The organism is Bifidobacterium anseris, from assembly GCF_002860345.1.
Taxonomy (GTDB): Bacteria; Actinomycetota; Actinomycetes; order Actinomycetales; family Bifidobacteriaceae; genus Bifidobacterium; species Bifidobacterium anseris.
The window spans coordinates 371,880-397,138 of sequence record NZ_NMYC01000005.1; the positions used below are offsets into that span (position 1 = coordinate 371,880).

Annotated in this window: 20 protein-coding genes; 10 read left to right on the plus strand and 10 right to left on the minus strand. The window is 64.8% G+C overall.

All coding sequences use genetic code 11. The features are described from left to right. Window positions 1-2: 2 nt before the first annotated feature. The 3 genes from CGZ88_RS06705 to CGZ88_RS06715 all read left to right on the plus strand — a co-directional run bounded on the left by CGZ88_RS06705 (window position 3) and on the right by CGZ88_RS06715 (window position 2,934). Window positions 3-1,370: a DUF4854 domain-containing protein gene (locus CGZ88_RS06705; RefSeq protein ID WP_133120916.1), complete on the plus strand. Its 1,368-nt coding sequence runs from the start codon at window positions 3-5 to the stop codon at window positions 1,368-1,370. A gap of 155 nt (window positions 1,371-1,525) precedes the next feature. After that, window positions 1,526-1,867, plus strand: coding sequence for a DUF4190 domain-containing protein (locus CGZ88_RS06710; RefSeq protein ID WP_051198454.1), 342 nt, complete (start codon window positions 1,526-1,528; stop codon window positions 1,865-1,867). 8 nt (window positions 1,868-1,875) lie between these two features. Beyond that, a complete protein-coding gene (locus CGZ88_RS06715) occupies window positions 1,876-2,934 on the plus strand; it encodes a CPBP family intramembrane glutamic endopeptidase (protein ID WP_026644726.1) in 1,059 nt (352 codons plus the stop codon). A gap of 10 nt (window positions 2,935-2,944) precedes the next feature. Here the strand turns inward: CGZ88_RS06715 and CGZ88_RS06720 are convergent, their stop codons facing one another. The 5 genes from CGZ88_RS06720 to CGZ88_RS06740 form a co-directional block, all read right to left on the minus strand. Continuing rightward, window positions 2,945-3,745 carry a mechanosensitive ion channel family protein gene (locus tag CGZ88_RS06720; RefSeq protein WP_026644725.1) on the minus strand — a complete coding sequence of 267 codons (801 nt, stop codon included), beginning with the start codon at window positions 3,743-3,745 and terminating at the stop codon, window positions 2,945-2,947. A 93-nt stretch (window positions 3,746-3,838) separates the two neighbouring features. Further along, complete coding sequence (locus CGZ88_RS06725) at window positions 3,839-4,519, minus strand: TetR/AcrR family transcriptional regulator (protein WP_051198453.1); 681 nt, start codon at window positions 4,517-4,519, stop codon at window positions 3,839-3,841. 303 nt (window positions 4,520-4,822) lie between these two features. Beyond that, entirely contained in the window at window positions 4,823-6,016 is a 1,194-nt protein-coding gene (locus CGZ88_RS06730) for a DUF2974 domain-containing protein (RefSeq protein WP_101671431.1), read from the minus strand. Window positions 6,017-6,127: 111 nt separating this feature from the next. Further along, on the minus strand, window positions 6,128-7,318 hold the full coding sequence (locus CGZ88_RS06735) for a pyridoxal phosphate-dependent aminotransferase (protein WP_101671432.1): 1,191 nt from the start codon (window positions 7,316-7,318) through the stop codon (window positions 6,128-6,130). An 81-nt stretch (window positions 7,319-7,399) separates the two neighbouring features. Further along, window positions 7,400-8,266 (minus strand): putative ABC transporter permease, encoded by an 867-nt coding sequence (locus tag CGZ88_RS06740; protein ID WP_101671433.1) that lies wholly within the window; start codon window positions 8,264-8,266, stop codon window positions 7,400-7,402. A gap of 226 nt (window positions 8,267-8,492) precedes the next feature. Between CGZ88_RS06740 and CGZ88_RS06745 the strand changes: the two genes are divergently transcribed. Both CGZ88_RS06745 and CGZ88_RS06750 read left to right on the plus strand, forming a co-directional pair. After that, window positions 8,493-11,129 (plus strand): tetratricopeptide repeat protein, encoded by a 2,637-nt coding sequence (locus CGZ88_RS06745; RefSeq protein ID WP_101671434.1) that lies wholly within the window; start codon window positions 8,493-8,495, stop codon window positions 11,127-11,129. Between the two features lie 67 nt (window positions 11,130-11,196). Continuing rightward, window positions 11,197-13,824, plus strand: coding sequence for a tetratricopeptide repeat protein (locus CGZ88_RS06750; RefSeq protein ID WP_101671435.1), 2,628 nt, complete (start codon window positions 11,197-11,199; stop codon window positions 13,822-13,824). Window positions 13,825-13,959: 135 nt separating this feature from the next. Here CGZ88_RS06750 and CGZ88_RS06755 read toward each other — a convergent pair whose 3' ends face one another. Next, window positions 13,960-15,000, minus strand: coding sequence for a PfkB family carbohydrate kinase (locus CGZ88_RS06755; protein ID WP_101671436.1), 1,041 nt, complete (start codon window positions 14,998-15,000; stop codon window positions 13,960-13,962). 443 nt (window positions 15,001-15,443) lie between these two features. On the opposite strand from CGZ88_RS06755, the gene rpmB reads away from it, so the two are divergent. The 5 genes from rpmB to rsmD all read left to right on the plus strand — a co-directional run bounded on the left by rpmB (window position 15,444) and on the right by rsmD (window position 22,924). After that, a complete protein-coding gene (rpmB, locus tag CGZ88_RS06760; protein ID WP_081663964.1) occupies window positions 15,444-15,641 on the plus strand; it encodes a 50S ribosomal protein L28 in 198 nt (65 codons plus the stop codon). 393 nt (window positions 15,642-16,034) lie between these two features. Beyond that, the gene (locus tag CGZ88_RS06765; RefSeq protein WP_101671437.1) at window positions 16,035-18,461 is read left to right on the plus strand and encodes an ATP-dependent DNA helicase RecG; all 2,427 of its coding nucleotides are present in this window, start codon (window positions 16,035-16,037) and stop codon (window positions 18,459-18,461) included. Between the two features lie 543 nt (window positions 18,462-19,004). Next, window positions 19,005-19,913 (plus strand): VWA domain-containing protein, encoded by a 909-nt coding sequence (locus tag CGZ88_RS06770; protein ID WP_165778730.1) that lies wholly within the window; start codon window positions 19,005-19,007, stop codon window positions 19,911-19,913. Window positions 19,914-19,996: 83 nt separating this feature from the next. Continuing rightward, entirely contained in the window at window positions 19,997-22,294 is a 2,298-nt protein-coding gene (locus CGZ88_RS06775; protein WP_101671438.1) for a Spy0128 family protein, read from the plus strand. 18 nt (window positions 22,295-22,312) lie between these two features. Beyond that, on the plus strand, window positions 22,313-22,924 hold the full coding sequence (gene rsmD / locus CGZ88_RS06780) for a 16S rRNA (guanine(966)-N(2))-methyltransferase RsmD (protein WP_101671439.1): 612 nt from the start codon (window positions 22,313-22,315) through the stop codon (window positions 22,922-22,924). A gap of 6 nt (window positions 22,925-22,930) precedes the next feature. Here the strand turns inward: rsmD and trmD are convergent, their stop codons facing one another. From trmD to rpsP, 4 genes are all read right to left on the minus strand, one after another. Beyond that, window positions 22,931-23,761 carry a tRNA (guanosine(37)-N1)-methyltransferase TrmD gene (gene trmD / locus CGZ88_RS06785; RefSeq protein WP_101671440.1) on the minus strand — a complete coding sequence of 277 codons (831 nt, stop codon included), beginning with the start codon at window positions 23,759-23,761 and terminating at the stop codon, window positions 22,931-22,933. Between the two features lie 149 nt (window positions 23,762-23,910). Beyond that, entirely contained in the window at window positions 23,911-24,438 is a 528-nt protein-coding gene (gene rimM / locus CGZ88_RS06790) for a ribosome maturation factor RimM (protein ID WP_034523561.1), read from the minus strand. Window positions 24,439-24,455: 17 nt separating this feature from the next. Beyond that, window positions 24,456-24,689, minus strand: a complete 234-nt coding sequence (locus tag CGZ88_RS06795; protein ID WP_026644714.1) for an RNA-binding protein — start codon at window positions 24,687-24,689, stop codon at window positions 24,456-24,458. A 2-nt stretch (window positions 24,690-24,691) separates the two neighbouring features. Continuing rightward, entirely contained in the window at window positions 24,692-25,171 is a 480-nt protein-coding gene (gene rpsP, locus CGZ88_RS06800) for a 30S ribosomal protein S16 (protein ID WP_026644713.1), read from the minus strand. Window positions 25,172-25,259: the final 88 nt, after the last annotated feature.

A 25,259-nucleotide genomic window follows, 5' to 3' on the forward strand; every position in this document is an offset into this window, starting at 1 on the left:
CGATGAGCAACCCCAATGCGCCGTACGATCCGACCTCGCAGCCGCAGGGCGGTCAGGGCTATCCGCAGACCCCCAGCTACCCGAATTACGAGGACACGCGCACGGCCGGCCAGGAGCCGACGCAGGCCTACGGCGCGCCGACACAGGCCTACAGTGAGCCGACGCAGGCCTACGGCGCGCCGGCGACCGAGCCGATGAACTACGGCAGCTACGACGAGACGCAGGCCTACACGCCGTCCGCGCAGCCGAACCAGGCGCCGCAAATGGATCAGTCACAGTCGATGAATCCAGCGCCGCAGCTGAGCCAGACGTCGCAGCTGAATCAGACGCAGCCGATGCAGAACTATCAGGAGCCCTTCGCCTCGCCGTATGAAAGCCAGCAGCCGCGGTCGACTGAATTCGACGGCGCCGCGCAGTCGCAGCCGACGCAGGCCTTCAACTATGCGCCGATGCCGCCGATGAACCAGCCTCCGGTGAGTCAGCAGCCGCAGCCGCCGTATGGTACCCCGGCCCCGCAGGGCAGCAACTACGCTGAGGGTAACGGTTATCAGCCTGGTAACAACTATCAATCCGGCAACGGCTATGTGCCGCAGTCCGGCTACGGCTACGAGCAGCAGCCGGCCGCCTCCTATGGCGGCCCCGGTCAGGTGCCGCCGCAGATCCCGCCGGACGGCAACGCGCCATTCAACGGCCAGCAGCCGCCGAAGAACAGCAAGACGCCGATCATCATCGCGAGCGTCGTCGCCGCCGTGCTGCTCATCGTCTGCGTCGTCTTCGCCGTCATCGCGCTCAACAAGCACGACGACAACAAGCCGAACGAGAGCCCGTCCTCGTCGCACAGCCAGACGTCGTCGCCGAAGTCGAGCGACGACCCCTTCGACGATCCGAGTGATGATCCCTTCGATGAGCCGAGCGAGGACCCGAGCGACGAGCCGCTCGGCGGCGGCAGCCTTGGCAGCGACGCGCTCGAGCAGGCGCTGCGCGACGGCAAGACGCTTGAGCAGGCCTTCAGCAACCCGGAGGTCAAGAAGCAGCTCGAGCAGGCGATCGAGGAATCCTCCGGCGATACCGAAGGCATGGAGATGGACGTGTCCGCGAAGGGCAACACGCTCATTTACGCGATCCGCTTCACTGATTCGACCTACGACGGCTACAGCAGCATCTACTCGTCGATGCTCGACGGCATCATGTGCTCGCCGATGAGTGAATTCGCGAAGCAGATGGAGGACGACTACAACCTCAAGGACGCGAAGGTTCAGTTCATCCTGCAGGACTCGAAGGGCAAGACGATCCTCGACGAGACCTACGATGCGCAGTCCGAATGCGATGTGACGAGCGACGACTACGATTCGCTGCTCAACAACGACTGACGGCGTCCGATACACGCTGTCGATCAGCCGCCGATCAGTCATTGATCAGTGAGAACGCCGCGTGCACCACGCGGCGTTCTCGTCTAAGGTAGAAACGATGCGTGGCGCCGCCGGGCGCCGAGGAGACGCGCACCTGCGCGGGAAACGAGGGAACGATGAGCCAGAACGATCCGATGATGAACAATCCGTACATGGGCGGCGGTGCGCCGACGCCGCAGTACACGCCCTACCAGCAGCCGCAGTATTATCCGGCGCCGTCGTCGAAATGGAACGCCATGTCGATCGCCGGCTTCGTCTGCTCATTCTTTTTCTCACTCATCGGCCTCGTGCTGAGCATCATCGGCTATTCGCAGACGAAGAAGACCGGCGAACGCGGCGGCGACTTCGCAATCGCTGGCATCATTATCTCGGCCGTCTCGATCGCGCTGAGCGTCCTGGCGTGCATCCTCGTCTTCGTGCTCTTCGGCACCGTCTTCACGGCTGCCGTCCTGCAGTGAGGCAGCCGATGAGCGTTCCGACGACTCCGCCGCAACCGCAGCCATCACAGCAACTGCCGCCGCAGCCGCCGATGTACTATGCGCTCGGGCCGCAGATGCCGCAGCCGCAGATGGACGAGCGCATCGCGAAGGCGCGCCGTGGCGCATCCTGTGTCGGTGCCGGCTTCACGTTCATCATCGTCATCTGGTGCGCGATCACATTGCTGCTGCAGTCGGCCTTCATGTGGCTGCGCAGCAGCATGGCCGGATGGATGGCGATCACGATCTCCGATTTCGCGCTGTGCGTGTGCGCGATCCCGATCGGCTACCAGCTGCTGCGCGGCGTGCCGCTGCTGCCAACGCGCCGTTTCGTTCTGCGCCCATCGCAGTGGTTCGTCTATCTGCTGATGTGCCTGCCGATCATCTGGGTCGGCAACCTGCTCGGCTCGGGCCTGTCCGCACTGCTGTCGTCGGGACGGGCCGACAACCGCGTCACGGAGATGATGACCGGATCGAACTGGTTCGTTATGGCCATCGCGACCGTCGTCGTCGCGCCGCTCGTCGAGGAATGGCTGTTCCGCAAGCAGATCATCGGACGCCTGCGCCGCTACGGCGAAAAGCCGGCGATCGTATTGTCCGCGCTGTTCTTCGGCCTGTTCCACCTCAACCTCTACCAGTTCTTCTACGCTTTTGGCCTGGGACTGCTGTTCGGCTACGTCTACACGCGCACGAGTCGGCTGCGCTACAGCGTCGCGCTGCACATGGTCATCAACGCGAACAGCGCGCTCATCGGCACGACGATGCTCGGCCGCTACGAGCAGATCATCGCGAAACCCGACCTGCTGAGCCATCCGCAGACCGGCGACGTGCTGTTTATCGTCGCGATGGCGTTCTACCTCGTGCTGATGCTCGCCGGCATCATCGCCGGCTTCGTGCTGCTCATCCGCAGAAGGCGGCGCTTGCGCTGGTACGAGGCGCCTGACGAACTGCCGCGCGGCGCCGCGATGCCGACCTTCTTCGGCAACGCCGGTGTCATCGTCTTCCTCGTCCTCGGCGTCATCGGCACGTTCGCGATGACGCTGCTGTAGCCGCGCACGATCAGTGGGAGGCGGCGTCCTTCGCGGCGACCGAGCCGGAGGCGGCGAAATCGGTGAACATCGACGACGCGCTCACGGCGCGCGTGATCGCGTCGGTCACCGCCGACAATGCGACGCCCGGCCGCGCATAGGCAATGATGTTGCCGGTTGTGCCCGCCGGCGAGAAGCCGGTGAAACGGATGAGCGGCTGGGGAGTCTCGCAGATCAGGTCGTGCGCCGATTCGTCGATTTTGCCGAGCAGCTCGTCCGTCAGCGCGTCCATGTCGACGCCCGGCTTCGCCGTGAACGGAATTGCCACCTGCGACTCGTTCGCCGGCAGATATTTCTCCAACGCCGTCGTGTTGAGCACCGAATTCGGAATCATCAACGTGTTGCCGTTGCGCTCGCGTACGACGGTCTGCCTCCACGTGACGTCGGTGACGGTGCCGGTCACGCCGGAGATCGAGACGACGTCGCCCGGCTGCAGCACATGCGAGAACATCAGTTGGAAACCGCCGATCGTGTTCGCGATCGAATCCTTGAGGCCGAGCGAGATCGCGAAGCCGCCGATGCCGAGCGCTGTGAACAACGTGACCGGGTTGACGCCGAAGACCGGCTTGAGCACGATCGTGACGGCGAGCGTCCAGATGAGGATGCGCGAGAGGTTGATGAAGATTGACGCATTCGGGATCTGCGAACGCCGCAATACCTTGTCGAGCACGCGCGATGTGATGCGCGCCGCAATCATCGCGGCGACGGTCACGATGACGACGAGGATGATTTTGCCGCTGTTCACGCGCAGCCAGTCCCACACGATGTCCATGACGCTCCCGGAAGAATCGGTTCGATGGCCGCCGGTCGGCGGCCATCGCCATCATAGCGGCCATGTGGGAATCATGGCATTGCGGCAATCAGGTCAGCGGTAGCGGTCGCCGGGCGTGATGAAGCTCGGCACATGGTTGTGGACGCGGTTGTAGCCGAGCGCCATGCGACGCCAATAGGACGTCGGATCCTCGTCGGCCATCGTCAGGAACAGACCCATCGCGAGAATTGCGACGTCGCTGTCAAGCAGGTCGTCGACGGTGATGCGGTTGCGCATCTGCGGCCAGTTGTACAGCGAGGAGACGATGCCGCCGACACAGAAATCGACGAGCACCTTCGTCTTCGGCTCGATCGAGACGGTGTCGGAGCCGACGAGCGTCAGTAGCGTCATGCGCAGGAAGTCGCACAGCGATTCGACAAGTTCGTTCGTCGTGTGCGGGCCGACGAGCAGCGCGAGACGGTTGAGATGCTGCAACTGTTCGGGATCGTTGAGCAGACGAACGCAGAAGTGACGCCATTCGACGTTCGGGTCGCCGGCCGGATGCGCGTAGAACGGCATCGGCAGGCGCTCGACCTCATGCAGGATCGCCGAATCGGCGAGCTCAGGCAGTCCGGAGTAGTGGTAGTAGAAGGAGTTGCGGTTCACCTGCGCCGCATGCACGACGTCGGTCACCGTGATGCGGTCATAGTCATGCTCCTCGAGCAGCGTCCAGAACGCATTCTCGAGCCGCTCCTTGGCAGGGAGAATCTCTGAATCACGACGAGGCCTAGACATGCGTTCCGCTCCTTCAGATCGCTTCGATCATTGACGTCGGCCCATGTGCCGGATGCCTTTCGGATCATGCGCCGTATACGAGACGGGGTGGGATGCGGCCCCGCGTTTCCGTTGTGCTGCTCCTAAGTCTATAGGCAGATGATTGCTCAATGGCTGTGGCATGGCTGCTGGCGAAACGTCCGGGCTCTGGGCATCGCGCTGTTCGACCGTCGTGAGGGGGACCGTCATTTTGCGCTGTGGGCCATACCACAGGCCGACATGGGACGTTTCGACAACCGGACGGCAGGATTGGACAGCGGTGAATCAGTGGTGGAACGTGGCCGTCGCGAGCATCCACAGCGCCTGATTGATGTATTTGCGTTCCTCGCTCGTCAGTCCCACATATTGCCCGAGCATGCTCGGAATGACGCGCGGGCCGGCCTTCATCAGCTCGGTCGTGCTCTTGTAGCCGCTTGACGTCAGCACGCGGAACAGCGCCTCGACGCCATGCTCGCGCTGCCGCTGCGTCATGCCGGCGAGCCAGTCGTTGAGCGCGTCGTTGAAGATTTTCGAACTGTTCGACAGGCCTTCCGGCGCAATCTCGAACTCGTCGCCGTGCATCTGCCAGCTGTAGCATGAATGCTGACCGAGGCCGTCGGCGTCCGACTTGACGACGACGAGCTTCTCATGCGGCGATTCATTGAGCAGCATGCCGATAATCGACGAATCGGGCACGACCTTCGTGATGCGGTCGACGACGGTGCCGTATTCGTAACTGTGTACGACGTCCGGCGGGAAACCGGGGCCGTCGAAGGAGTAGATGTGGCGGATGCGGTCCTTGACGTCGTCATGCGCGTTCATCGCCGCGTAGACGGAGACGTTGCCGCCCTTCGAATGCCCGGTGAGGATGATGTCGCCGTCCCACAGCGCGGCCACCTTCTCGAGATAGTCGGCCGCCTGCTTCTGCGCCGGCACCGGATACTGGAAGGCCATGTTGAAATCCTCCTTCCAGCCGACGAGCGAATCGTCGGTGCCGCGGAAGGCGATGACGAGCTCGCCGGTTGGCAGCCGGAAGGTCAGCGCGGCGAACTGCGTCTGCTCGGCCTCGTCGAAGCGTTCCTCGGCCGCCGAGACATGCACGACCGAAAACCGCGGATTCGCGGCGATCGAACGGTAGAACGCATGCGACTCATGCGGATCGCCGAAGCCGGAATGCCTCGCGATGTACGGATGGGTCGTCTCATATTCGCCGAGCTCATGCTCGATGCGGCGCAGCGCCGGGCCGTCGAAGGGCGCGCGGACAAGCGCACGCAGCGAATGGGAGAGCCGTCGCCAATCGAAGGAGCGCACACGCCTGCCGAAACTGCCGTAACGCTCCTCGAGCGCCGCAAGTGTCGGCACATCGGAGGGGATCTTGTCGTAGCTCAGCAGCGCGAACACGAGCGCATCGGCCATATGAAACGGCCACTGGGAGAAATCACGGGTCTCCGTATGCGCATAGTCGAGAATGTTACCCATGCCGGCCTTCCCGGAACGTGCCGCTGCGGCCGTCCCCGCAGCCTATTGTACGGGCGGACGGCCGCGAGCGGGCGGGCGATTGCGGCGGGCGGAAGTCGGACGCCGCAGACTTCAGCCGCCGTAGACTTCGGAGACGAACTCGCGCAGCCTCGCGACGCCGCGGCGCACCTGATCGGTCTCCAGACAGTAGGAGATACGCAGATAGCCGGGCATGCCGAAGGAATCGGAAGGCACCATGAACAGGTCGTAGTCCATCGCCTTGCGCGCGAACTCGTTCGCATCCTCCTCAAGCGCCTTCGGGAAGATGTAGAAGGTGCCGCCGGGGCGCGCCACCGTAAAGCCGAGATCGACGAGCGCGTCATAGATGATGTTCATGTTCGTCTCGTAGATCGACAGGTCGCTCGTGTCGTCGAGCACGCGCGCGACGGCGAGCTGAATCGACGACGACGGGCAGTTGTGTCCGATCGTGCGGCTGATCTGCGCGAACATCGGCACAAGCAGATCGGCGTCCGTCGCGCGCGGATTGACGGCGACGTAGCCAATGCGCTCACCCGGCAGCGACAGCGACTTCGAGAACGAATAGCAGGTGAGCGTGTTGTCGTAGAAGCGCGCCGGATACGGCTGCTCGGCGCCGTCGAAGACGATCTCGCGGTACGGCTCGTCGGAGATCAGGAAGATGTCATGGCCGAACTCGCGCTGCTTGGCGCGCAGCATGTCGGCGAGCGTCTCGAGCGTCTCGGCCGAATAGACGGTGCCCGACGGATTGTTCGGCGTGTTGATGAGCACGGCCGCGACCTTCGGGTTGAGCGCACGCTCGAAGGCGTCGAAATCGATCTGGAAACGCTCGGTGTCCGGCGGCACGACGGTCAGCTTCGCGCCGGTGCCCTCGACGTACGGGAGGTATTCGGGGAAGAACGGCGCGAAGGTGACGATTTCGTCGCCCGGCTTCGTCACCGCGCGGAACGCGTGCGCGAGCGCGCCGGTCGCGCCGGCCGTCGGGAACAGGTGCGCGGCCTCGTAGTCCATGCCGAAGCGGCGGTTGAGCGAATCGGCCATCGCCTGACGCACCGACAGGATGCCCATCGACGGGCTGTAGCCGTGCAGCACATGCGGTGGCTCGGTCGAGTAGAGGTCAAGCATCGCGTCGGTGAACTGCGACGGGCACGGTACGTTCGGGTTGCCAATCGAGAAATCGAAGACATGGTCCGCGCCGATTTCGCGTTTGCGCGCGCTCGCGCGTTCACTGATCGAACGGATGACGGATTTCTCGTTGAGCATGTCCTTGTAACGGTCGTTGATCATGGCAGCCTTTCGGATCGGGTGGACGGGAATGAGGCCAGCGTACGCCGAAACCATGTCGCGCACGTTGCGCCGGCGCAGCGCTCAGCGCGACGCGCGATGCGCACGGTACTTCGCGAACTGCGCGCGCACCTCCTTGAGCAGATGCGGGTCGTGCACGGTCCGCATCTGCGGGTACGCGTCGATGAGGCGGCGCTGCTGCAGGCTGAACAGATCGTGCACGCGCGTCGAGAGCTGGTCGCTCGTGTCGTGCACGCGTTCGCCGGCGTCGCGCACCTTCGTCACGGCGCGCGTGCCGAGGCCGTCGGTGACCTCGTTGAGGCGTGCGCCGGCCGCTTCGATATGGTCGTCGGCGGCGGTGATGCCGGCGTCGATATGCGTGATTCCGCGCTGCTTGACGGCCTTGATGTCCGATTCGACGCGCGCGAGGCGGCCGTTCATGCTGATCAGGCTGCCGAAGGTGATGACGGCGTCGACGAGCGTGATGACGAGCAGCGTCGTCGATACGGCGATCAGTGTCGTCGGCGGGATTGCGTCGCACAATTCGGCGACGTGCGGCTGCGCCCACAGTTTGATGACGGTGCAGCCGAGGCCGAAGAAGATGAAGCCGTTGAGGTAGACACGGCCGTTGATGTTGAACGGCTTGTTCGAATAGTCCCACAGCCGCATATGGAACAACTTCTCGATGCCCCACGAAGTCAGGTATTCAAGGGTGCAGGCGAGGACGCCGCTGCTGAGGAAGACGGCGAGGAACGTGTGCTCGCCGGGCAGTGCGTAGATGGCGAGCAGCGCGCCGAAGCCATAGATCGGGCACAGCGGGCCGTTGAGGATGCCACGGTCGACGAAACGCCGCTTCATGACGATGTTGAGGCAGGTCTCCCACAGCCAGCCGATGAAACTGTACAGCAGAAACCACAGGAAGATCTTGTCGAAGGCGAGGAGGACGTTCATGGACACCACGGTACCGCATCGGCGGGTTCTCACGTGTTGGGACGGCGGTGAAGGCGCGCCGCGACTGCGCTACACTGTCAAAACCATGGAAAGGCGCGCCACAGTGGTGGCGTAGGCGCATACGGGCGATGGGGTCCTGCAGCAGGCCGCGTCCGGCGATGGACGGTGGCGGCGCGAATATGCGAAAACGACGACGGTAGGATACGGCCGCCGGAAAGGAGCACACGTGTTTGGATTCGGCAGGAAGAAGGACAAGGCACAAGGCGACACCGAAGCCACGGCGCAGCCTACACAATCAGCGCAGCAGCCGGGCATCGGCGCCGCAGTACCGCCGCCCGCGCCGGCGAACGGCCACACGAACGGCCCTGTGCGGCTCATCGACCCGGTTCCCGGACAGCCGCAGGCGATGCGCATCGGCATCGTGCAGGAGCTTGAACAGCCCGAAGACGGCCAGGGATACATCGTCGAACTCACGCCGTCCGGACAGATGAACATCCTCGCATGGATCGGCCACGACGACGCCGTGCACCCGACCTCCACCGTGCTTGCCGAGGACCCGGGCACGGCGGACGTCGAACTCAAACTGGACGCGTGGAACGAAGGCAACGACCGCATCGGCGGCATCTTCGTCTGGGACGTCGAACACGGTTTCAAGGCCGACGATCCCGACCTGCCGATCTGCATCGGCGAATACACGGTCGACCGGGACGGCGGCGTATACATCGCCGACTGCTCCCTCGACGTCGGCACCTACGGGTCCGCGTCGCATTCGCGCGCCGCGGCGATCGCCGCATGCTGGCATGTCGCATGCCGCCTGCCGAAGCTGCTCGGCGAACGGCTCACGACAAGCTCGGGCCGTTTCGTCGACCTGTTCGAACAGATCGAGAAGATGCCGCTGCCCGACGCGATCGACATGATCATTCACCGCGGCACGTCGAACACCGCGCGCGTCACGCCGATCGAACGCGCGCTCGCACGCCAGCTCGTCGAAATCGGCGCGCCGCAGATCCGCGCGATCGCCGCGAACACCGACCTCAGCATGCACCGCATCGACTCGACAGGGCAGTTCTGGATCAAATTCGACGCCGACGCCGTGCAAGGCCTGCAGCGCGACCTCGTCATCGCCGTCGAAGGTTCGTTCAACCGTCTCATCGACGCGCGCAACGCCGCCGCCCACCGTGACAACGACGTCGCGTTGCTCTCGACGCTCGACGACCGCACGGCCGGCTTCGTGTTCCGCGCCGCCCTCGCCCACTGGAACGAGCATGCGCGTTTCGTGCGCGGCGAAATCGACGCGCGCAACCCCTACATGGAGCTCTACGACGCGTGCGCCAAGCGCGGCGGCGCATGGGAGTCGCTGACGCGCTTCGGCAACGTCGCCGAACAGCTGCGGCTGCCGCTGCGCCTCGAATACGGCGTCGACGTCGACAACGCGTCCGGCACGATGGCGATTGCGTTCAATGCGCCGACGGCGATGGGCTTCCCGGCCTCACGCGTCGATGACGACGGCGTCTGGCAGGACATCCGAGACACGCGCGGCGCGCAGGCCTCCGTCTACGCGCTGCGACTCGTCGGCCTGCTCGCCTACGTCGGCTTCTCGTCGAGCACGGCGACGACGTCGGTGACGATTACGGCGCGCGCCGGCACGCTCACTGGCACGCCGGTGCTGTCGATGCGCTTCGAACGCATGGCCTTCTACGGTGGCGTGCTGCCGTACTACCTCGGCGGCGACATCGACGACGACGTGTTCGACTTCGACCCGAACGCGCTGCTGCGGCTGCTCGCGCCGGCCGAATGCGTCGTCGACTTTGGCGACGACCTTGGCCTTAAGGGCGTCACGCCGCTGCCACTGCCGCCGGCGATCGTCGCGCACCGCGTGCCGCTGTGGAAGGACATGCGCGAACTGCCCGCCGACCTCGCCGACCGTCTGCGTGCCGATCGCGCATGTGAACTCGACGTGCTGCACGACGACGCGCCGATCTCGCTCGCCGACGTCGAGAAGATCATCAAGGACAACGAGGAGTCGCCGGTGTCCGCCGCGATCGAACTCGAATCGGTCGTCATGGAACTGACGAAGCCGCTACCGCAGGAGACGGCGACGTTCCGGCCGCTGTACTGCAACAACCAGGGCGAACGCGAACTCGTCGCGCTCGCCGACGACGACGATCCGCAGACGCACGTGGACGGCCAGCCGAGCGTCGACCCGTCGACGATCAGGTATTTCAAGGTGCCGGACGCACTGTTCCGCGCGCTGATGGAACTCGCGCGCATCAGCGTCGCCAACGGGCAGTACGACAAGGCGCGCGAATTGTTTGCGCGCATCCACCACATCGGCAAACTGTCGATTCCATCGTACGTGCACGAATCGGCGATGTATGTGGAGGTCGAGGAACCCGATTGGGCCAAGGACGCCGACGTACTGACGAAGGCGCTGCCGCGCGCCGTCGAAGCCTCCGACGTCGCCATGCTCTACTACCGACTCGCCTATGCGATGCGCAACCTCGGCAAGACCGAGCTGTCCGCCGCCTGCTACGCAATGACGTTGATGCAGCCGGTGCCATGGCTGCGCGGAACGGCGATCGAGGAGCTCACCGAGTTGCTCGACGGCGATCTCTCCCGCGCGCCGGAGCTTGACGACGCCAAGCAGCTGCTGCGTGCGAACGGCATTCCGGTCGTGCCGTCGCACGGCCTGATGCATCTGCTCGCGCGCAACACGATCGACCTCGTGGACGTCGGCTTCCCGAAAGCCGCCGGCGTCGGCGCGCATCTGCTCGCGGCCGCCGAACGTGACGACACACTCAACTGGCTTGGCGGCACGTTGCGCTACGGCACCTCGAGCGAGGACGAACTCGAGGAAGTGTGACGTCGGCGACGCAATCGACGCAGATGACCAGCAACGATCAGAACAGCAACGATCAAAGGACGCAAAGATGACGCAGATGAACGGCACGAACGGTTTCACCGTGCCACCCCTTCCGACGCCGCCGGCGCCGGGCTCCGGCAAGCCGCAGGTTCCACAGATGCCGTCGGCGCCGCAGGTTTCGGCGACTGTGGCGATTCCTGTGCAGGCGGCACCTACGATCGCCAATCCCGGACGCGGGCAGCGCCTGCAGCCGCTGCCGGGACAGCCGGCCGGCCATATCTACGAGGTGACAGACGCGCTACCGCAGCCGAAGCGCGGCCTCGGCTACATCGTCGAACTGGTTGACGGCGGCGTGCGGATCCTCGCATGGATGCGCGACGATCTGAAGGTCTACCACATCGACCATCCGATCACCGAGGACATCGAAGACGCGGGCGATCCGCTGCGCGACCACCATCCCGACGTGCTCCTCGCCGAATGGGACGAAGACAGCACCGACCACACCGGCCCGATGCGCGTGCGCAGCATCTTCGAACCCGAACACGGCGTCAGCTTCGGCGAATACCAGCGTTTCGACGACGAACTGACGATCCTCGCCGCCGCGCTCGACTTCGGCCCGTACGCGCACGGCAGATTCGTGGTACGGACGATGCTCGCGGCAAGCTGGCTGCTCGCCTACCATTTCCCGACGCTCGAAGGACGTCGTCCCGGCGCCGGCCTTGGCCGCATCTTCGACGAGTTCAGGAGGGTGACGCGCGAACCGGTCGCCGACGCGATCGACTCGATCGTCTGGAGAGGCGCTGTGAACGCGGCCACGGCGGCACCGGTCGACCGTTTCGCCGCACGCGAGCTCATCGAAGCGGGCGCCGCCGCGCTGCGTCCGGTCAGCGCACGCCAGCCAGTGCGTTTCATCATCGTCGACGGAACGAACCTGTTCTGGGCCGTGTTCAACGGCGACATGCCGACCGATGACAGGCACGTCGTGCTCGCCATCGAATCCGCGCTCAACCGCGTCGCCGCTGTGCGCCACTCGGCGGATGGCAAGGACAACGAGAACGGCTTCGTCACGACGCTCGACGAAGCCGCCTGCTATGCCGCGGTGCGCCTGCGCGACCACATCTGGTCACAGCACATCGAGCATGTGCTCGACTACGCGAACGTCAACAACCGCTTCGCGCGCATCAACGACGCGGCGGCCGCGCCTGGCGGCATGTGGGACACGCTGACGCGCTTCATCACGATCGGCGAATCGCTGATTCTGCCGCATCGTTTCGAATACCGCGCCGACGTCAACACGGCCACCGGCGAGATGGCGGTCATCTTCTCCGCCCCCGACGAAACGCAATTCCAGTCGAGCGACTTCCGCGATGGCCACGTCGTCGACGTGCGTGCGATGCGCGCCGCGCACGCCGCGACCTACGCGCTCGAACTCGCCGGTCTGCTCGCGCAGATCGCGTTCACCGCCGGCCCGTACGTCACGCGCGTCACCGTCACCGGCTACCGCGGATCGCTGTACAAAACCGAGGATCCGGTGCTTTCGCTCGCCTTCGACCGCGCATCGTTCACGACGAACGTGCTGCCGCGCTACCGCGACGGCTTCTTCGACGACGCGGCGCTCGACGACGATCCGGCGCGCATCCTGCCGATGCTGCAGCCGGCGGCGTTCTCGCTCGCCTTCAACGCGCGCCGCGGACTCGACGTCATCACGCCGCTGCCGGTGCCGCAGTCGTTGCTGGCGAACCGCACGCCGCTGTGGGCGGATACGCGGCCGTTGCCGCCGCAGCTGTCGTCGCTGCTGCGCGCCGACCGTGCGCAGGACCTCGACATCCTGCACGACGACGCCACGATCAAGGGATCGGAAGTGATGGATCTGCGTCGCGACAACGAAGAGGATACGCCGATCGGGACGTCGATTGAACTCGAATCGGTCATCATGCAGATCGAAATGAGCGAACAAGCGCCGGTGAACCAACGGCCGCTGTACTGCGAAAACCCGACGCAGCGACTGCTCGTCTCCCTTGTCGACGACGGTCCGGACACGCGCTACTGGAAGGCGCCGGACGCGCTGTACAACGCGCGCGTCGGACTGACGCACATCTACCGCGACGACGGCGACTATCAGGCCGCCGTCGCACAAGCGAAGGCGATGGAACACATCGCGCCGACCTGCGCGTCCGCCTACTTCGAGGAAGCAGTCGTGCACGCCGACGCCGACGACTACGAGGCCGCGGCGCGCGTGCTCAAGTTCGCGCTGACAATCGCCGTCGCCCGCGACGACGTCGACTTCGTCTACTACCGCCTCGCCTACGCGCTGTGGAACACCGGCGACCGCGAATCGGCGGCCGCCTGCTACGCGATGCGCACGCTCGACAGCGCCTCCTATGCGCCGTCCGCGCGCCGTGAGGTCGTGCAGCTGCTCGCACAGCTCGGCTGGGACAAGCTGCCCGACCATGATCAGGCCGTCGCACGACTGCGCGAAGTCGGCATTCCGGTCGCCCCGCAGGCGCGCGCACTCGACGTGCTCGCCGAAGCGGCGATGGGACTCGTTGACGCCGGCTTCCCATGCGCCGCCGACGCGGCCACCGACATCATCGCGAACTCGACCGACGGCGACGTGCTGCGACTGCTGCGGCAGTGCCTGCGTTACGGCGTGCTCAACGCCGACGACGTGCTCGCGGCGGAACGCGGGGAGTAGCGCGGCAGCGCGCGGCTGCGCGGGTGGCGGCTGCACGCGCTCGCGAGAACGGGCCGGGACCTTGCGGTCTCCGGCCCGTTCTCGTTGCATGGGTGGATTTCAGGGGAAAATCTCAATCATCAAGGGAAATCGAAATCAGTCGGTGAGACGGTCCTTGATGAACGTGGTCGCCTCGTCATAGGGCGGGCAGACGGGCACGCCGCCGACGTTGTGCGCGATCGCCAGCGCGGACGCCGCGTTCGCGATCTGCACGCTCGCCTCAAGATCCCAGCCCTCGGCGAGCAGTGCGCACAGCGCGCCCGTATGCACCGGGCCGGCCGAGCGGATGTGCGTCGCCTTCGTCGGGAAGCCGTCGATATGCATGACGCCCTCGCCATGCTGACGGATCCACGCGCCGCGCGAGCCGGCACGCAGCACAATCGGCGCATGCAGCACGTCGCTCAGCGCCGTGCACAGCGCATGCATCGACTCGTCGAAACCTCCGGAAACGCGCAAGGTCGGCGTTTCGTCGATGCTGATCGACAGTCGTTCGGCGAGCGAATACGCCTGCTGACGATTCATCGACCAGATTGGGCGCGCAAGGATCAACGTTTCGAGCAGCTGCGCGTTGACGAGACGCAGCGCGCTCGTCGAATTGAGCACGATGCGGAAATCACGCGTCTGCGGTTGGCATTCGGGACGCGACAGGAACTTGTGGACGGCGACGGCGCCGTCGTTCATCAGCGCGTTGCTGCCGATGTGCACGACGTCGCCCTTCTTCGGGTGCGCGTTCGCGTAGGCGTCGGCGTCGCCATGCGATTCGGCGCCGTGATGCGCGACGTAGGACTTCACTTCGCCGTCGGAGAGGATGATGCGCATGCCGTTGTCCTGATTGGGCAACGTGCGGCCGGTGTGGACGATGTGCGCGCGACGCAGCGCGGACGCGATGCAATCGGCCCACGGGCCGGTGCCCATCATGCTCGCCAACTCGGTGCGCGCACCCATGCGACCAGCCGCGTCGAGCACCTGGAAGCTGCCGCCGATCGAACGGGTCACCGTGCTCGCTTCGATGAAACGGCCGGCCTGCGGCATTTCCGGCACATGCATCAGCGTGTCCACCCAGGTCTGGCCGAGGGAGATCACGGTGGGTTCATGGTCGCGCTGCGCGCGGATTTTGTTGACGATGTCACTGAGCATGGTTAGTTCCTTTCCCATGAGAACCCGTCGCGCGCCCGTCGGCGGATGCGCGCAGGCTCCACTTACCTTGGTTGCTTGGTCTTTGGTTTGCCTTGTCTGTGGTTCGCTTGTCCTTCGCCTGTTATGGCTGTTTCCAGTTCCCTCTCGTTTGCACGTCCGCCAGTACCTTGCGGCCCCCAGACGGGACGCTCTGCTTACGATTGTAGACGCTTGCGCGCGGCGGCGGGACACGGGCGCGCGCGGATGGACACGGATCGGCGAAATAGGGGAATGGGGGCGTGGGGGAGTGCGGGGAAGCACGATTGTGAAGAAGTGCGTAAAAGGGTGGCGTTGTCCGGCGTCTGGTTGTATCATTGGGAAGTTGTGTGTGACGGCGTACGTCTTTGTATGCGCGCAGCCGCACGCAGACTTGCAAGTCAACAGTAATTTATAGGGAGTCCATTATGGCAGCTCGTTGTGCAGTGTGTGGCAAGGGCCCGCGTACGGGTTATTCCGTGTCGCACTCGCATATTCGTAACAAGCGCCGCTTCCTGCCGAACCTCCAGCCGGTTCGCACCACCGTGGACGGTCAGAACGTCCGCCTGCGCGTGTGCGCGAAATGCCTCAAGGCAGGCAAGGTTCAGCGTGTGAGCGCCAACTGATATGCATTGAACCATGCGAAACGCATGATCAAGCCCCGTCGAATGAGTTCCTCATCCGCCGGGGCTTTCCTTATGCCCGGACGGCCATCTGGCCGGCTCGTTCCATCGCCCCCGTCGACGGTTCGGACCGGAACCGGGCCGTTTTGCGGGTGGGTTGGTCGACTGAGCCGATGGAACGGGACGGAGCGGGCTGGGTTGCCGGCGGGGTCGACGGTTCGGACCGGAACCAGACCTCCTCGCGGGTCGGGTTGTCGACTGGGGCGACAGTTCGGGACGGAAGGGGGGCGGTTTGTGGGGCGAGTTGTCGAGCAGGGCGACGGAGCGGGACGGAGCGGGGCACACCGCGGGTGGGGCGCAGCTGTACTGTCCGCGCGCGTGAGAGAATGGGGGGTTATGAGTACCGTGACCGTGGAGACACCGCTGGCGTCGTTGCTGACGAACAAGCGGCGCGTCAGTGCGCTCAAGGCACTCGGCGTCACGATGGTCGGCGAGGCGCTCAGCTACTACCCGTTCCGCGTGACCGAGCCGGTGCCGGTGCGTGCGCTCAGCGACGTGCGCTTCGGCGAGAAGATGGCCTGCCCGGTCGTCATCCGCGGCGTACGCGTCGCGCCGATGAGCTCGCGCGGCTCCTACCGTCTCGAAGTGCTCGTCGACGACACCGATTTCGCCCGCGAACACGGCTTGGCGCCGGCCGTCGCGAACCTCGTCTTCTTCTCGCACCGCAAATCGTACGTCGACTGGATGGCGTCGCGACTCATCACCGGCATGCGCATCGTCATCGCCGGCGAACCGAGCGTGTTCAACGACCGTCTGCAGTTCACACATCCGGAGGTCCTGACCGTCGCACCCGACACGCCGACCCCCGCACCCGCGCAACTCGCCTTCGACGACGCGTCCTGCGCCCAAGCCACCCACGCGCGCAACACGCCCGCCCGCACACTCAAGTATGACGTCGATTCCGTCGCGCAGGGCCTCGCCCGTGTCTGCCGTCCGCGCCCGGTCTACCATGCGAATTCGCGTATTTCGAGCGAGCATATCCATGAAACGATTCTCGCGCTGCTGCGTATGCTCGCCGGCGAGGACCCGCAAACCGCTACCATCGCAACCGCGACCGCCGCCGACACCGCCGCCGACGAACCCGCGCATTCGCTGTGGGACGAGGGCGAGCGCACGCGCGCCGCACTCGAGGCGGCGATTCCGGACGTGCTGCCCGAGCAGGTGCGCGCCGAACTCCATCTGATGCATCGTGCGCAGGCCTTCTGCGCGATTCACGACCCGGATGCCGTCGCCGACTTCCGCCATGCGATTCAGACGATGCGCTACGAGGAGGCCTTCGTCTGTCAGTGCGCGTTGCTGATGGCGCGTGACGCGGCGAGCGCGAGCGAAGCCTTCCGATGTGATGATGTCGCCTTGCGTGACGACTACATTGCCACGCTGCCGTTCCCATTGACGCACGGCCAGCGTCAGGTCATCGACGCGATTGGCGCTGACATGCGCGCCGACCATCCGATGCAGCGGTTGCTGCAGGGTGAGGTCGGCTCCGGCAAGACCGTCGTCGCCGTCGCCGCGATGCTGCAGGCCGTCGGCTCCGGCCATCAGGCCGTGCTCGTCGCGCCGACGCAGGTGCTCGCCGAGCAGCATTACCAGTCGATCAGCGCATCCGTCGGCACGCTCGGCGACGATGCGCCGGTGCTGCTGCTCACCGGCGGCATGAAGCTCGCCGCGCGCCGACGTGTCCTCGCGAAGGCGGCGAGCGGCGAACCGTGCATCGTTGTTGCGACGCACGCCGCGTTCTCGAAGTCCTTCCAGGCGCCGAACCTTGCGCTCGCCGTCATCGACGAACAGCACCGTTTCGGCGTCGAGCAGCGTGAGACCTTGCGCGGCAAGTCGGAGCGCGATCCGCATCTGCTCGTCATGACAGCGACGCCGATTCCGCGCACGGCTGCGATGACGTGGTTCGGCGATCTCGACATCTCGTGGCTGACCGAACTGCCCGGCGGCCGCCGTCCGATCCGCACGTTCATCGTGCCGGAGGAGGACGGCAAGCTGATGTCCGACATGTTCTGGCATCTGCGTGCGCGCATCGACGCTGGCGAACGTGCGTATATCGTCTGCCCGCGCATCGACGTGCCCGAGGAAGACGGCACGGGCGCCGACGACGACATGCAGATCGTCGAACTCGGCGACGACCCCGACCATCCGCGTCCGCCGCTGCATTCGGTGACCGAGATCCGCGATCGATTGCAGTCGTTGCCGCAGTTCCGGGGCGTTGTGATCTGCACGCTCACCGGGCGTGACGACGACGCGACGAAGCAGCGCGTCATGGAGGAGTTCGCGAGCGGTGAGACGCCGGTCATGGTCGCGACGACCGTCATCGAGGTCGGCGTCGATGTGCCGCAGGCGAGCTGCATCGTCATCTTCGACGCCGACCGTTACGGCCTGTCGCAGCTGCATCAGCTGCGTGGCCGCGTCGGCCGTGGCGGCACCGACGCATGGGCGTTCCTCGTGTCGCGCGCCGAGCCAGGCACGATCGCCGAGGAACGGCTGCAGGTCATCGCTAATTCGCTCGACGGCGCAGACATCGCCGCGAAGGATCTCGAATTGCGTGGCGCCGGCGACGTGCTCGGCGACGCGCAGTCGGGCGGCAAGTCGAGCCTTAGGCTGCTGCGCGTCGTCAAGGACGCGCCGATGATCGCCGATGCGCGCGAACGTGCACAGATGTTGCTCGACGCCGATCCGACGCTTGGCGGACATGTGCAGCTCGCCGGTGCCGTCCTCGATTTCACGCGCGGTAACGAGAAGTTCCTGACGAGCAACTGACGGCGGCGACACACCCGGATCCTGCATGGCGTCGCCGAATACTGAGCAGAGCCGCCGTTTTCGTGTTGATACCAGCGAATCCTTGCGGCGGCAGTGATTTGGCGGCTTTCTCTTGCATCCTCCGATTGTTGAGTCATATCGACTCAGCAATCGGAGGACATAATGTCCACCGATTTAGACAAACCGCCCTATAGTGCCGATGTCTCCCTGTCGGTCTCGCTGATTTGGACATAGCGCAACGCCCATTGAGACAATGTCTCCCACAACGTGACACCCATTGATTCAGCTGTTAGCGTGTATGCTTAACGACTAACACCAAAGCGACGCGAGTGAAGTCGGGATTGCACTCGCGGACTTTGGATCTCTGTTTTCCTGGGGGGTGCACATTCGCACTTCTGTCCACAGGGGAGATGTGCGAACGAGATAGGCAGTGGGATGGAAGAGCATACGATGCGCGCAAGGGTGCAGTGCCTCTTGGCAAAGGCGCGTACATATACGAAGCAAGCAATCGCGGCCGTGCTTGGCCTTGCGATGATCATGACGATGGGATTGGTGACGCGGCCGATCCAAGCAGAAGAAAGCGGCGACGAACGTGTTGCCGACCCGACGACCTTCACGCAGTGGGAGCAGGGTATCGGCAATCCGACCGACCCGCGCTCGACTGGTCGCGTGTGGACCGACAAGTCGGTCTCGACGGGCGCCGTGACGCTCACAACCTATGACGGCAAGACCGTGCAGGTGACGCCGAAGCATGACGACGCATTCCTCGTCGGACTTTCGGCGATGTCGAGCGCACAGAGGATCACCGGCGTCGCGAACGTGACGAAGCCGCTCGACATCGTGCTCGTGCTCGACACCTCCGCCACGATGAACTATGACATGGATGACGACAGGCACGCCTACAACCCGGTGTACAACCTGGACACCTCCAAGACGTACTACGTGCAGAAGAGCAACCCGAAGGAATACTGGTCGGTCACCTACAAGGGTAGGAACTGGGTGAATTCGAAGGGAGAGGTGTATACGCCGAAAACGTCTGCATCGAGCCGTGGCACGCAGTTCTACACCTACGATTTCTCGGCCACGCGCATGGCGGCCATGCAGGCGGCCGCCGGCGGCTTCATCGATCAGCTGGCCGACGCCAACGAGAAGATTCAGGACGTGAACAAGAAGAACCGTCTCGGCGTCGTCACGTTCGCCAGTACGGCTACGAAACGCAGTGGCCTCACCTATGACGAGCAGACGATGACCGCGGCGATATCCGGTTTGCGATCAAACGGCTCCACCCACTCGGAGGCCGGATTGGAAGCCGCGAAGGAATTGTTGGAACAGAGCCAGCGTGCGGACGCCACCTCGATCGTCATCTTCTTCACCGACGGTGAGCCGTCGTCCGGCAGCGGTTTCGATGCCACTTTGGCGAATACCGCCGTGACGACGGCAACGGCAATCTGACGATCGCCAGCCGGCAGCTGACGAACACCTTCGATGACGACGGCGCGCACATCGACGGCGAACCGGTCGTCGAGGGCGGTGCCGTGTTCACGAACCGGTTCCTCGGCGAGGACGAGGCGACGGCCGACATCCACGGCATCAAGCATTACGTGGACGCCACCGGCACGAATCCGAACGACACGGTCGGCAAGTTCCAGGTGCGCGTCACCGCCGATCCGGATAATCCTGAAGGCGGCCCGGTGCTGCCCGAAGACGGCGCGATCATCGACGTCGGTCTTGACGGCAGCTGGCGGCAGGTTCTCCAGTTCACCGGCGACGCACTCGGTTACGACACGGAGTCGAAGCGGTTCACCTATCACGTGCGCGAAGTCGTACCCGAAGGCGTGACGGCCGCCAATCCGACGAAGGACGGCATGACCTACGACCTCAACGACTACACGGTCGTCGTGACGGTGAGCCGCGATGCGGAAGGCGACCTCGTCACATCGGTCACCTACCCCGATGGCGGCACGCAGGTCGAATTGCACAACCGTTACGAGGCGACGCCGGCAGACGTCACGCTGAACGTGCACAAGAAGGTCTCCGGCGGCGACGCACCACAAGGCAAGTTCACCTTCGAGGCCGCACTTGACGGCGAAGCGGCGAATGTGACCGTGGACGGTGCCCCATGGACCGATCCGCAGACGGCCGTGACGCCGCAGATCAACGATGGCGCCACCGGCAACGTGACGTTCCCGACGGTTACGTTCACGAAGCCGGGCACCTACACGTTCACGATCAAGGAGAAGTTGCCGGACACGGTGCTACCGGGCACGTTGCAGCCAACGGCCGAAGGGTGGACCTACGACATCCACGAGCACAAGGTGGCCGTCGTCGTCACGGACGATAACGGGCAGCTGCAGGCGACGTCGAGTTCCGATGAATCGACGGCGTCCTTCACGAACACCTATGCCGTCGAACCGCTCGACTACGGCGACGTCGGCGCGCTGCGCATCAGCAAGACGCTCACCGGACGTGCGATGCGCGCCGGCGAGTTCGCGTTCCGCATCATGGCGCTCGATGGCGCCCCGTTGCCCGACGGTGACGGCGAGACGCGCAACCCCTACGCGGCCGCGGACGGACAGGCCATCGAATGGCCGGTCAACGGCACGTTGCTCGGCGGCCTGACATTCACCAAGGACGACATCGGCAAGACCTACTGCTATGAGATCTCCGAAATCGTGCCGAAGCAGGCACTGTCTGGGCCGGACGGCAGACCCGTCTTCCAAGGCGTGACCTACGACACCGCCGTGCACACGGCGTGCATCGCCGTCAGCGACACCGGCAAAGGCACGCTCGAGGCGACGACGACCGTCGACGGCCACGCCACGACGGTGGCGGCGTTCGCCAACACCTATGCCGCCGAGCCGACCGAGGACACGCCGGAGTTCACCAAGACGATCAGCGGGCGTGACTGGAAGGAGGATGAATCCTTCACCTTCACGCTTGCACCCGATGAGGCCCACTCCACCGTGGACCGCGCAACGCTCGAAGCGGCTATGCCCGGGAACGGGAATCCGGTGACGGTGACGGAAACCAACGCCAACGGCTTCGGGTTCGGCACGTTCACGTTCGGCAAGTCGGGCACCTACGTCTATACGATCACCGAAACCAACGCCGGCAAGACGATAGACGGTCTGACCTACGCGTCACCGGCCACAGTGGTCTTCTCGGTCGCCGACAACGGCGCCGGCGCATATACGGTTGGCACGACCGTCACCGGCATCGACGACATGACCTTCGTCAACGTGTACGAACCGGCGCCGGTGCAGGTGCAGATGCCCGCCGAGCTGAGCAAGGAGCTGCGCGGCGTATCGTCCTGGGACGACGAGACGAGGTTCCGCTTCACATTGACGGACACGACGACGTACGCGGAAGGTGAGCCGCAGCCTACGCTACCGCAGTGGAAGCCCGGTGAGGAAATCGATTCTGAGACAAATCCGCTCAGCTGCGATGTCGAGACGCGCGCATGCACGGTGAGCGTCGGCAAACCGGATAGCGGCCTGATCGCGCCGATCGACTTCGGCACGTTCACGTTCGTGCGCGAGGGCGTCTACACCTACGACGTCACCGAAATCGACGATTCGGCGACGCAAGGCGGCATCTACTACGACACGCACACAGCGAAGCTCACAATCACGGTGACCGACGACGGCAACGGCACATTGACAGCGACGACGAGCGTCGACGATGGTGCCTTCATCAACACGGCCGGCGTCGAACTGCCATCGACCGGCGGCCGGCGCGAACAGGGCATGATCGCGCTTGCGCTCGCGATCGTGTTCCTCCTCGGCGCGGCCGGCTGCGTGCTGCGCATGAACCGCGTCACGATGGGCGGGTGAGGCGCTAGGCTCGAAGCCATGCATGTCATCACCGGTCGATTCAAAGGCGTGGCGCTCACCACGCCGCTGTCCGTGACGCGTCCGACAACGGACCGTACGAAGGAGGCGATGTTCTCGCGCTTGGAATCGCGGGGATTGCTTGACGACGCGCGCGTGCTCGACCTGTTCGGCGGCACGGGTGCGCTCGGCGTCGAGGCGTTAAGTCGCGGCGCGCGCGAACTCGTCGTCGTCGAAGCGAACGCGCAGGCGGCGCGCCTGATCGCGCAGACGTTAACGACGCTGAAGCGCCACAGCGGTTGGGAGGACGGCATGGACGCGCATGTCGTGCGCGCGAAGGCGGAACGCTATGCGGCGAAGGCGAAGGTCGACGCACCCTTCGACCTCGTCCTCATCGACCCGCCGTACGCGTTCCCGACCGCCGACTGTGCGCGGCTGCTCGACGACCTCGTCGAGCGCGGACTCGTCGCCGATGACGGCGCAATCGTCCTCGAACGGTCGAAACGCACGAAGGCGCCCACGGCCCCTGCCGGATGGGTCGAGGACGACGTGCGCGACTACGGCGAGACGACCGTCTACACCTACCGTTCGGCCGCCTATGAGCGGCTCGTCGCCGAGCAGACGGCCGGCTGAAGCGCTTCAGCCAAGCTTGCGCGGATGCGCGCCGGAGACCTCCCAGCCCAGCGCGATCAACGTCTTGCGGTCGGCTTTGTCGAGTGCCGCGCAATCGAGATGCGCGATGAGGTCGGGGCGGAGTCGTGATGTTTTCTCGAGCGCCTCGTCGCGGCGGAAACGGTCGACCTTGCCGTGGTCGCCGGAGATGAGCACCGGCGGCACCGCCATGCCGCGCCACGTGGCCGGCTTCGTGTACTGGCTGTGCTCGAGCAGCGCGTTCGCGCCGGTGTACGATTCCTCGACGATTGACGCCGCGTTGCCCATGAAGCCGGGCAGCAGTCGCGTGATCGCCTCAAGCATGACCGAGACGGCGACCTCGCCGCCGTTGAGCACGTAATCGCCGATTGAATATTCGCGTACATCGACGCCGCGTGCACGGTAGTACTGCGGAATGCGCGCGTCGTAGCCCTCGTAGCGGCCGCAGCCGAAGACGAGATGTCCGGCATGGGACAGCTCGGTCGCGTCCTGCTGTGTGAACAGCGGCGCCGACGGATTCGGGAAGATCAGCACGGGCGCATCAGGGGCGGTGGTCGTATCGGCGTCCGTGTTCGCGGGCGCGTCGGCGGGGATGCCGAGCAGCTCGTCGAGGCATTCGGCCCACACTTCGGGCTTCATCACCATGCCGGCGCCGCCGCCGACTGGCGTATCGTCGACCGACTGGTGCACGTCATGCGTCCAGTCGCGCAGATTGTGCGCGCGGACCGTGACGAGCCCGCGTTCCATCGCCTTGCCGAAGAGGCTGAGGTTGAGCACGTCGAAATACTCCGGGAACACGGAGACGATATCGATGTCCATAGGACTCCTTGCAGTGTGAGTGAGCAGTGTGTGCAGTGGGAACGGTGAACGGTGGTGGGTGAACGGCTGCCCGAATCGAATGCCTCGGCCGCATGGGCGCGGCCGAGGCATTCACAAGACACGGATCGACGAGCGGAATCATCGGATCGTCAGATGCCGGGGATCAGGCCTCCGGGGGGATCGATCGTCAGATATCCCTCGTCGAGATCCACGTCGGGCACGAGCTCGATGACGAAAGGCACAAGCGCTGTCGACTCATCGCCGACCGGCTCGGCCAGACGGATCTTGAGCAGCCATTGCGCGCCCTCGATCATGTCGACGACCTTGCCGATGACCCGGCCGTCGGACGCGAGCCGTGCCTCGAGGCCGACGATGTCTTTCGGATAGAACTCGTCCTCCTCGAGCTCCCACGGCTCGCCGTAGAGGATCGTGCCGTTGAGCACCTCGGCCGCGTTGCGGTCGTCGACGCCTTCGAACTTGATATACCAGCGGTGCTTGAACGTGCGGGCGCCTTCGACGATGTACTCGTCCTCGGCGTCCTTCGTATACAGCGGCGAACCGGGGGCGAAACGCTCCTCGGGCTCGTCGGTGAACAGCTGCACGCTCACTTCGCCCTTGAGTCCCTGCGCGCGTCCGATACGACAGACCCTCAGCAGCTCGGGCTGTTGAGGGTCCATCGGTGAAGATTCATGATTCACTTGCGCACATCCATGATGTCCACGCGCACCTTGTGGTCGGCCATCGCCTGCACCACGGTGCGAATCGCGTTGGCGGTGCGGCCGTTGCGGCCGATCACACGCCCGATGTCCTCAGGATTGACGCGTACGCGAATCAGCTCACCACGCGCGTTCTCATGGGACTTGACCGAAACGTCGTCAGGGAAATCGACGATGTTCTTAATCAGATGTTCCACGACTTGAGCAAGCATGATCAGACGGCTTCCGGAGCGGACTCTTCAGGATCGGCGAACTCGACCTTCTCGTCGGCCTTCTGCTCGGCGGCGGCGTCCGGGTCGGTCGCGGCCTCGTTGGCCTTGATCTCGGCCTCGGCCTTCGCGGCCTTGAGCTTCTGCGCCTTCGTATCGGCCTCTTCGATGAGCGTGGCCGCATCCGGCTTCGCGGCGACGGTCTTCAGCGTGCCCTCGGTGCCCTTGAGGCCCTTGAACTTCTGCCAATCACCGGTGATCTTGAGCAGGTTGCGCACCTGATCGGTCGGCTGCGCGCCGACACCGAGCCAGTACTGCGCGCGATCGGAATCGATCTCGATCGTCGAAGGCTGCGTGTTCGGGTTGTACAGACCGATCTCCTCGATGGCCTGGCCGTCACGCTTGTTGCGCGAGTCCATGACGACGACGCGGTAGACGGCATAGAACTTCTTGCCCATGCGCTTGAGACGAATCTTGGTTGCCAAAACGGCTCTCCTTGTAACTAGGGTTGCGCGCCGCGCTTCGTCGTGTGGGGCACGGTTCGACCGGCACGCGCGTTCCTTGGCGCCTACG

Excerpts from the sequence above, each read along its gene's own strand:
- CGZ88_RS06705 (WP_133120916.1), top strand. The coding sequence starts at position 3 with ATGAGCAACCCCAATGCGCCGTACGATCCGACCTCGCAGCCGCAGGGC.
- CGZ88_RS06710 (WP_051198454.1), top strand. The coding sequence starts at position 1,526 with ATGAGCCAGAACGATCCGATGATGAACAATCCGTACATGGGCGGCGGT.
- CGZ88_RS06715 (WP_026644726.1), top strand. The coding sequence starts at position 1,876 with ATGAGCGTTCCGACGACTCCGCCGCAACCGCAGCCATCACAGCAACTG.
- CGZ88_RS06720 (WP_026644725.1), bottom strand. The coding sequence starts at position 3,745 with ATGGACATCGTGTGGGACTGGCTGCGCGTGAACAGCGGCAAAATCATC.
- CGZ88_RS06725 (WP_051198453.1), bottom strand. The coding sequence starts at position 4,519 with ATGTCTAGGCCTCGTCGTGATTCAGAGATTCTCCCTGCCAAGGAGCGG.
- CGZ88_RS06730 (WP_101671431.1), bottom strand. The coding sequence starts at position 6,016 with ATGGGTAACATTCTCGACTATGCGCATACGGAGACCCGTGATTTCTCC.
- CGZ88_RS06735 (WP_101671432.1), bottom strand. The coding sequence starts at position 7,318 with ATGATCAACGACCGTTACAAGGACATGCTCAACGAGAAATCCGTCATC.
- CGZ88_RS06740 (WP_101671433.1), bottom strand. The coding sequence starts at position 8,266 with ATGAACGTCCTCCTCGCCTTCGACAAGATCTTCCTGTGGTTTCTGCTG.
- CGZ88_RS06750 (WP_101671435.1), top strand. The coding sequence starts at position 11,197 with ATGACGCAGATGAACGGCACGAACGGTTTCACCGTGCCACCCCTTCCG.
- CGZ88_RS06755 (WP_101671436.1), bottom strand. The coding sequence starts at position 15,000 with ATGCTCAGTGACATCGTCAACAAAATCCGCGCGCAGCGCGACCATGAA.
- rpmB (WP_081663964.1), top strand. The coding sequence starts at position 15,444 with ATGGCAGCTCGTTGTGCAGTGTGTGGCAAGGGCCCGCGTACGGGTTAT.
- CGZ88_RS06765 (WP_101671437.1), top strand. The coding sequence starts at position 16,035 with ATGAGTACCGTGACCGTGGAGACACCGCTGGCGTCGTTGCTGACGAAC.
- CGZ88_RS06770 (WP_165778730.1), top strand. The coding sequence starts at position 19,005 with ATGGGATTGGTGACGCGGCCGATCCAAGCAGAAGAAAGCGGCGACGAA.
- rsmD (WP_101671439.1), top strand. The coding sequence starts at position 22,313 with ATGCATGTCATCACCGGTCGATTCAAAGGCGTGGCGCTCACCACGCCG.
- trmD (WP_101671440.1), bottom strand. The coding sequence starts at position 23,761 with ATGGACATCGATATCGTCTCCGTGTTCCCGGAGTATTTCGACGTGCTC.
- rimM (WP_034523561.1), bottom strand. The coding sequence starts at position 24,438 with ATGGACCCTCAACAGCCCGAGCTGCTGAGGGTCTGTCGTATCGGACGC.
- CGZ88_RS06795 (WP_026644714.1), bottom strand. The coding sequence starts at position 24,689 with ATGCTTGCTCAAGTCGTGGAACATCTGATTAAGAACATCGTCGATTTC.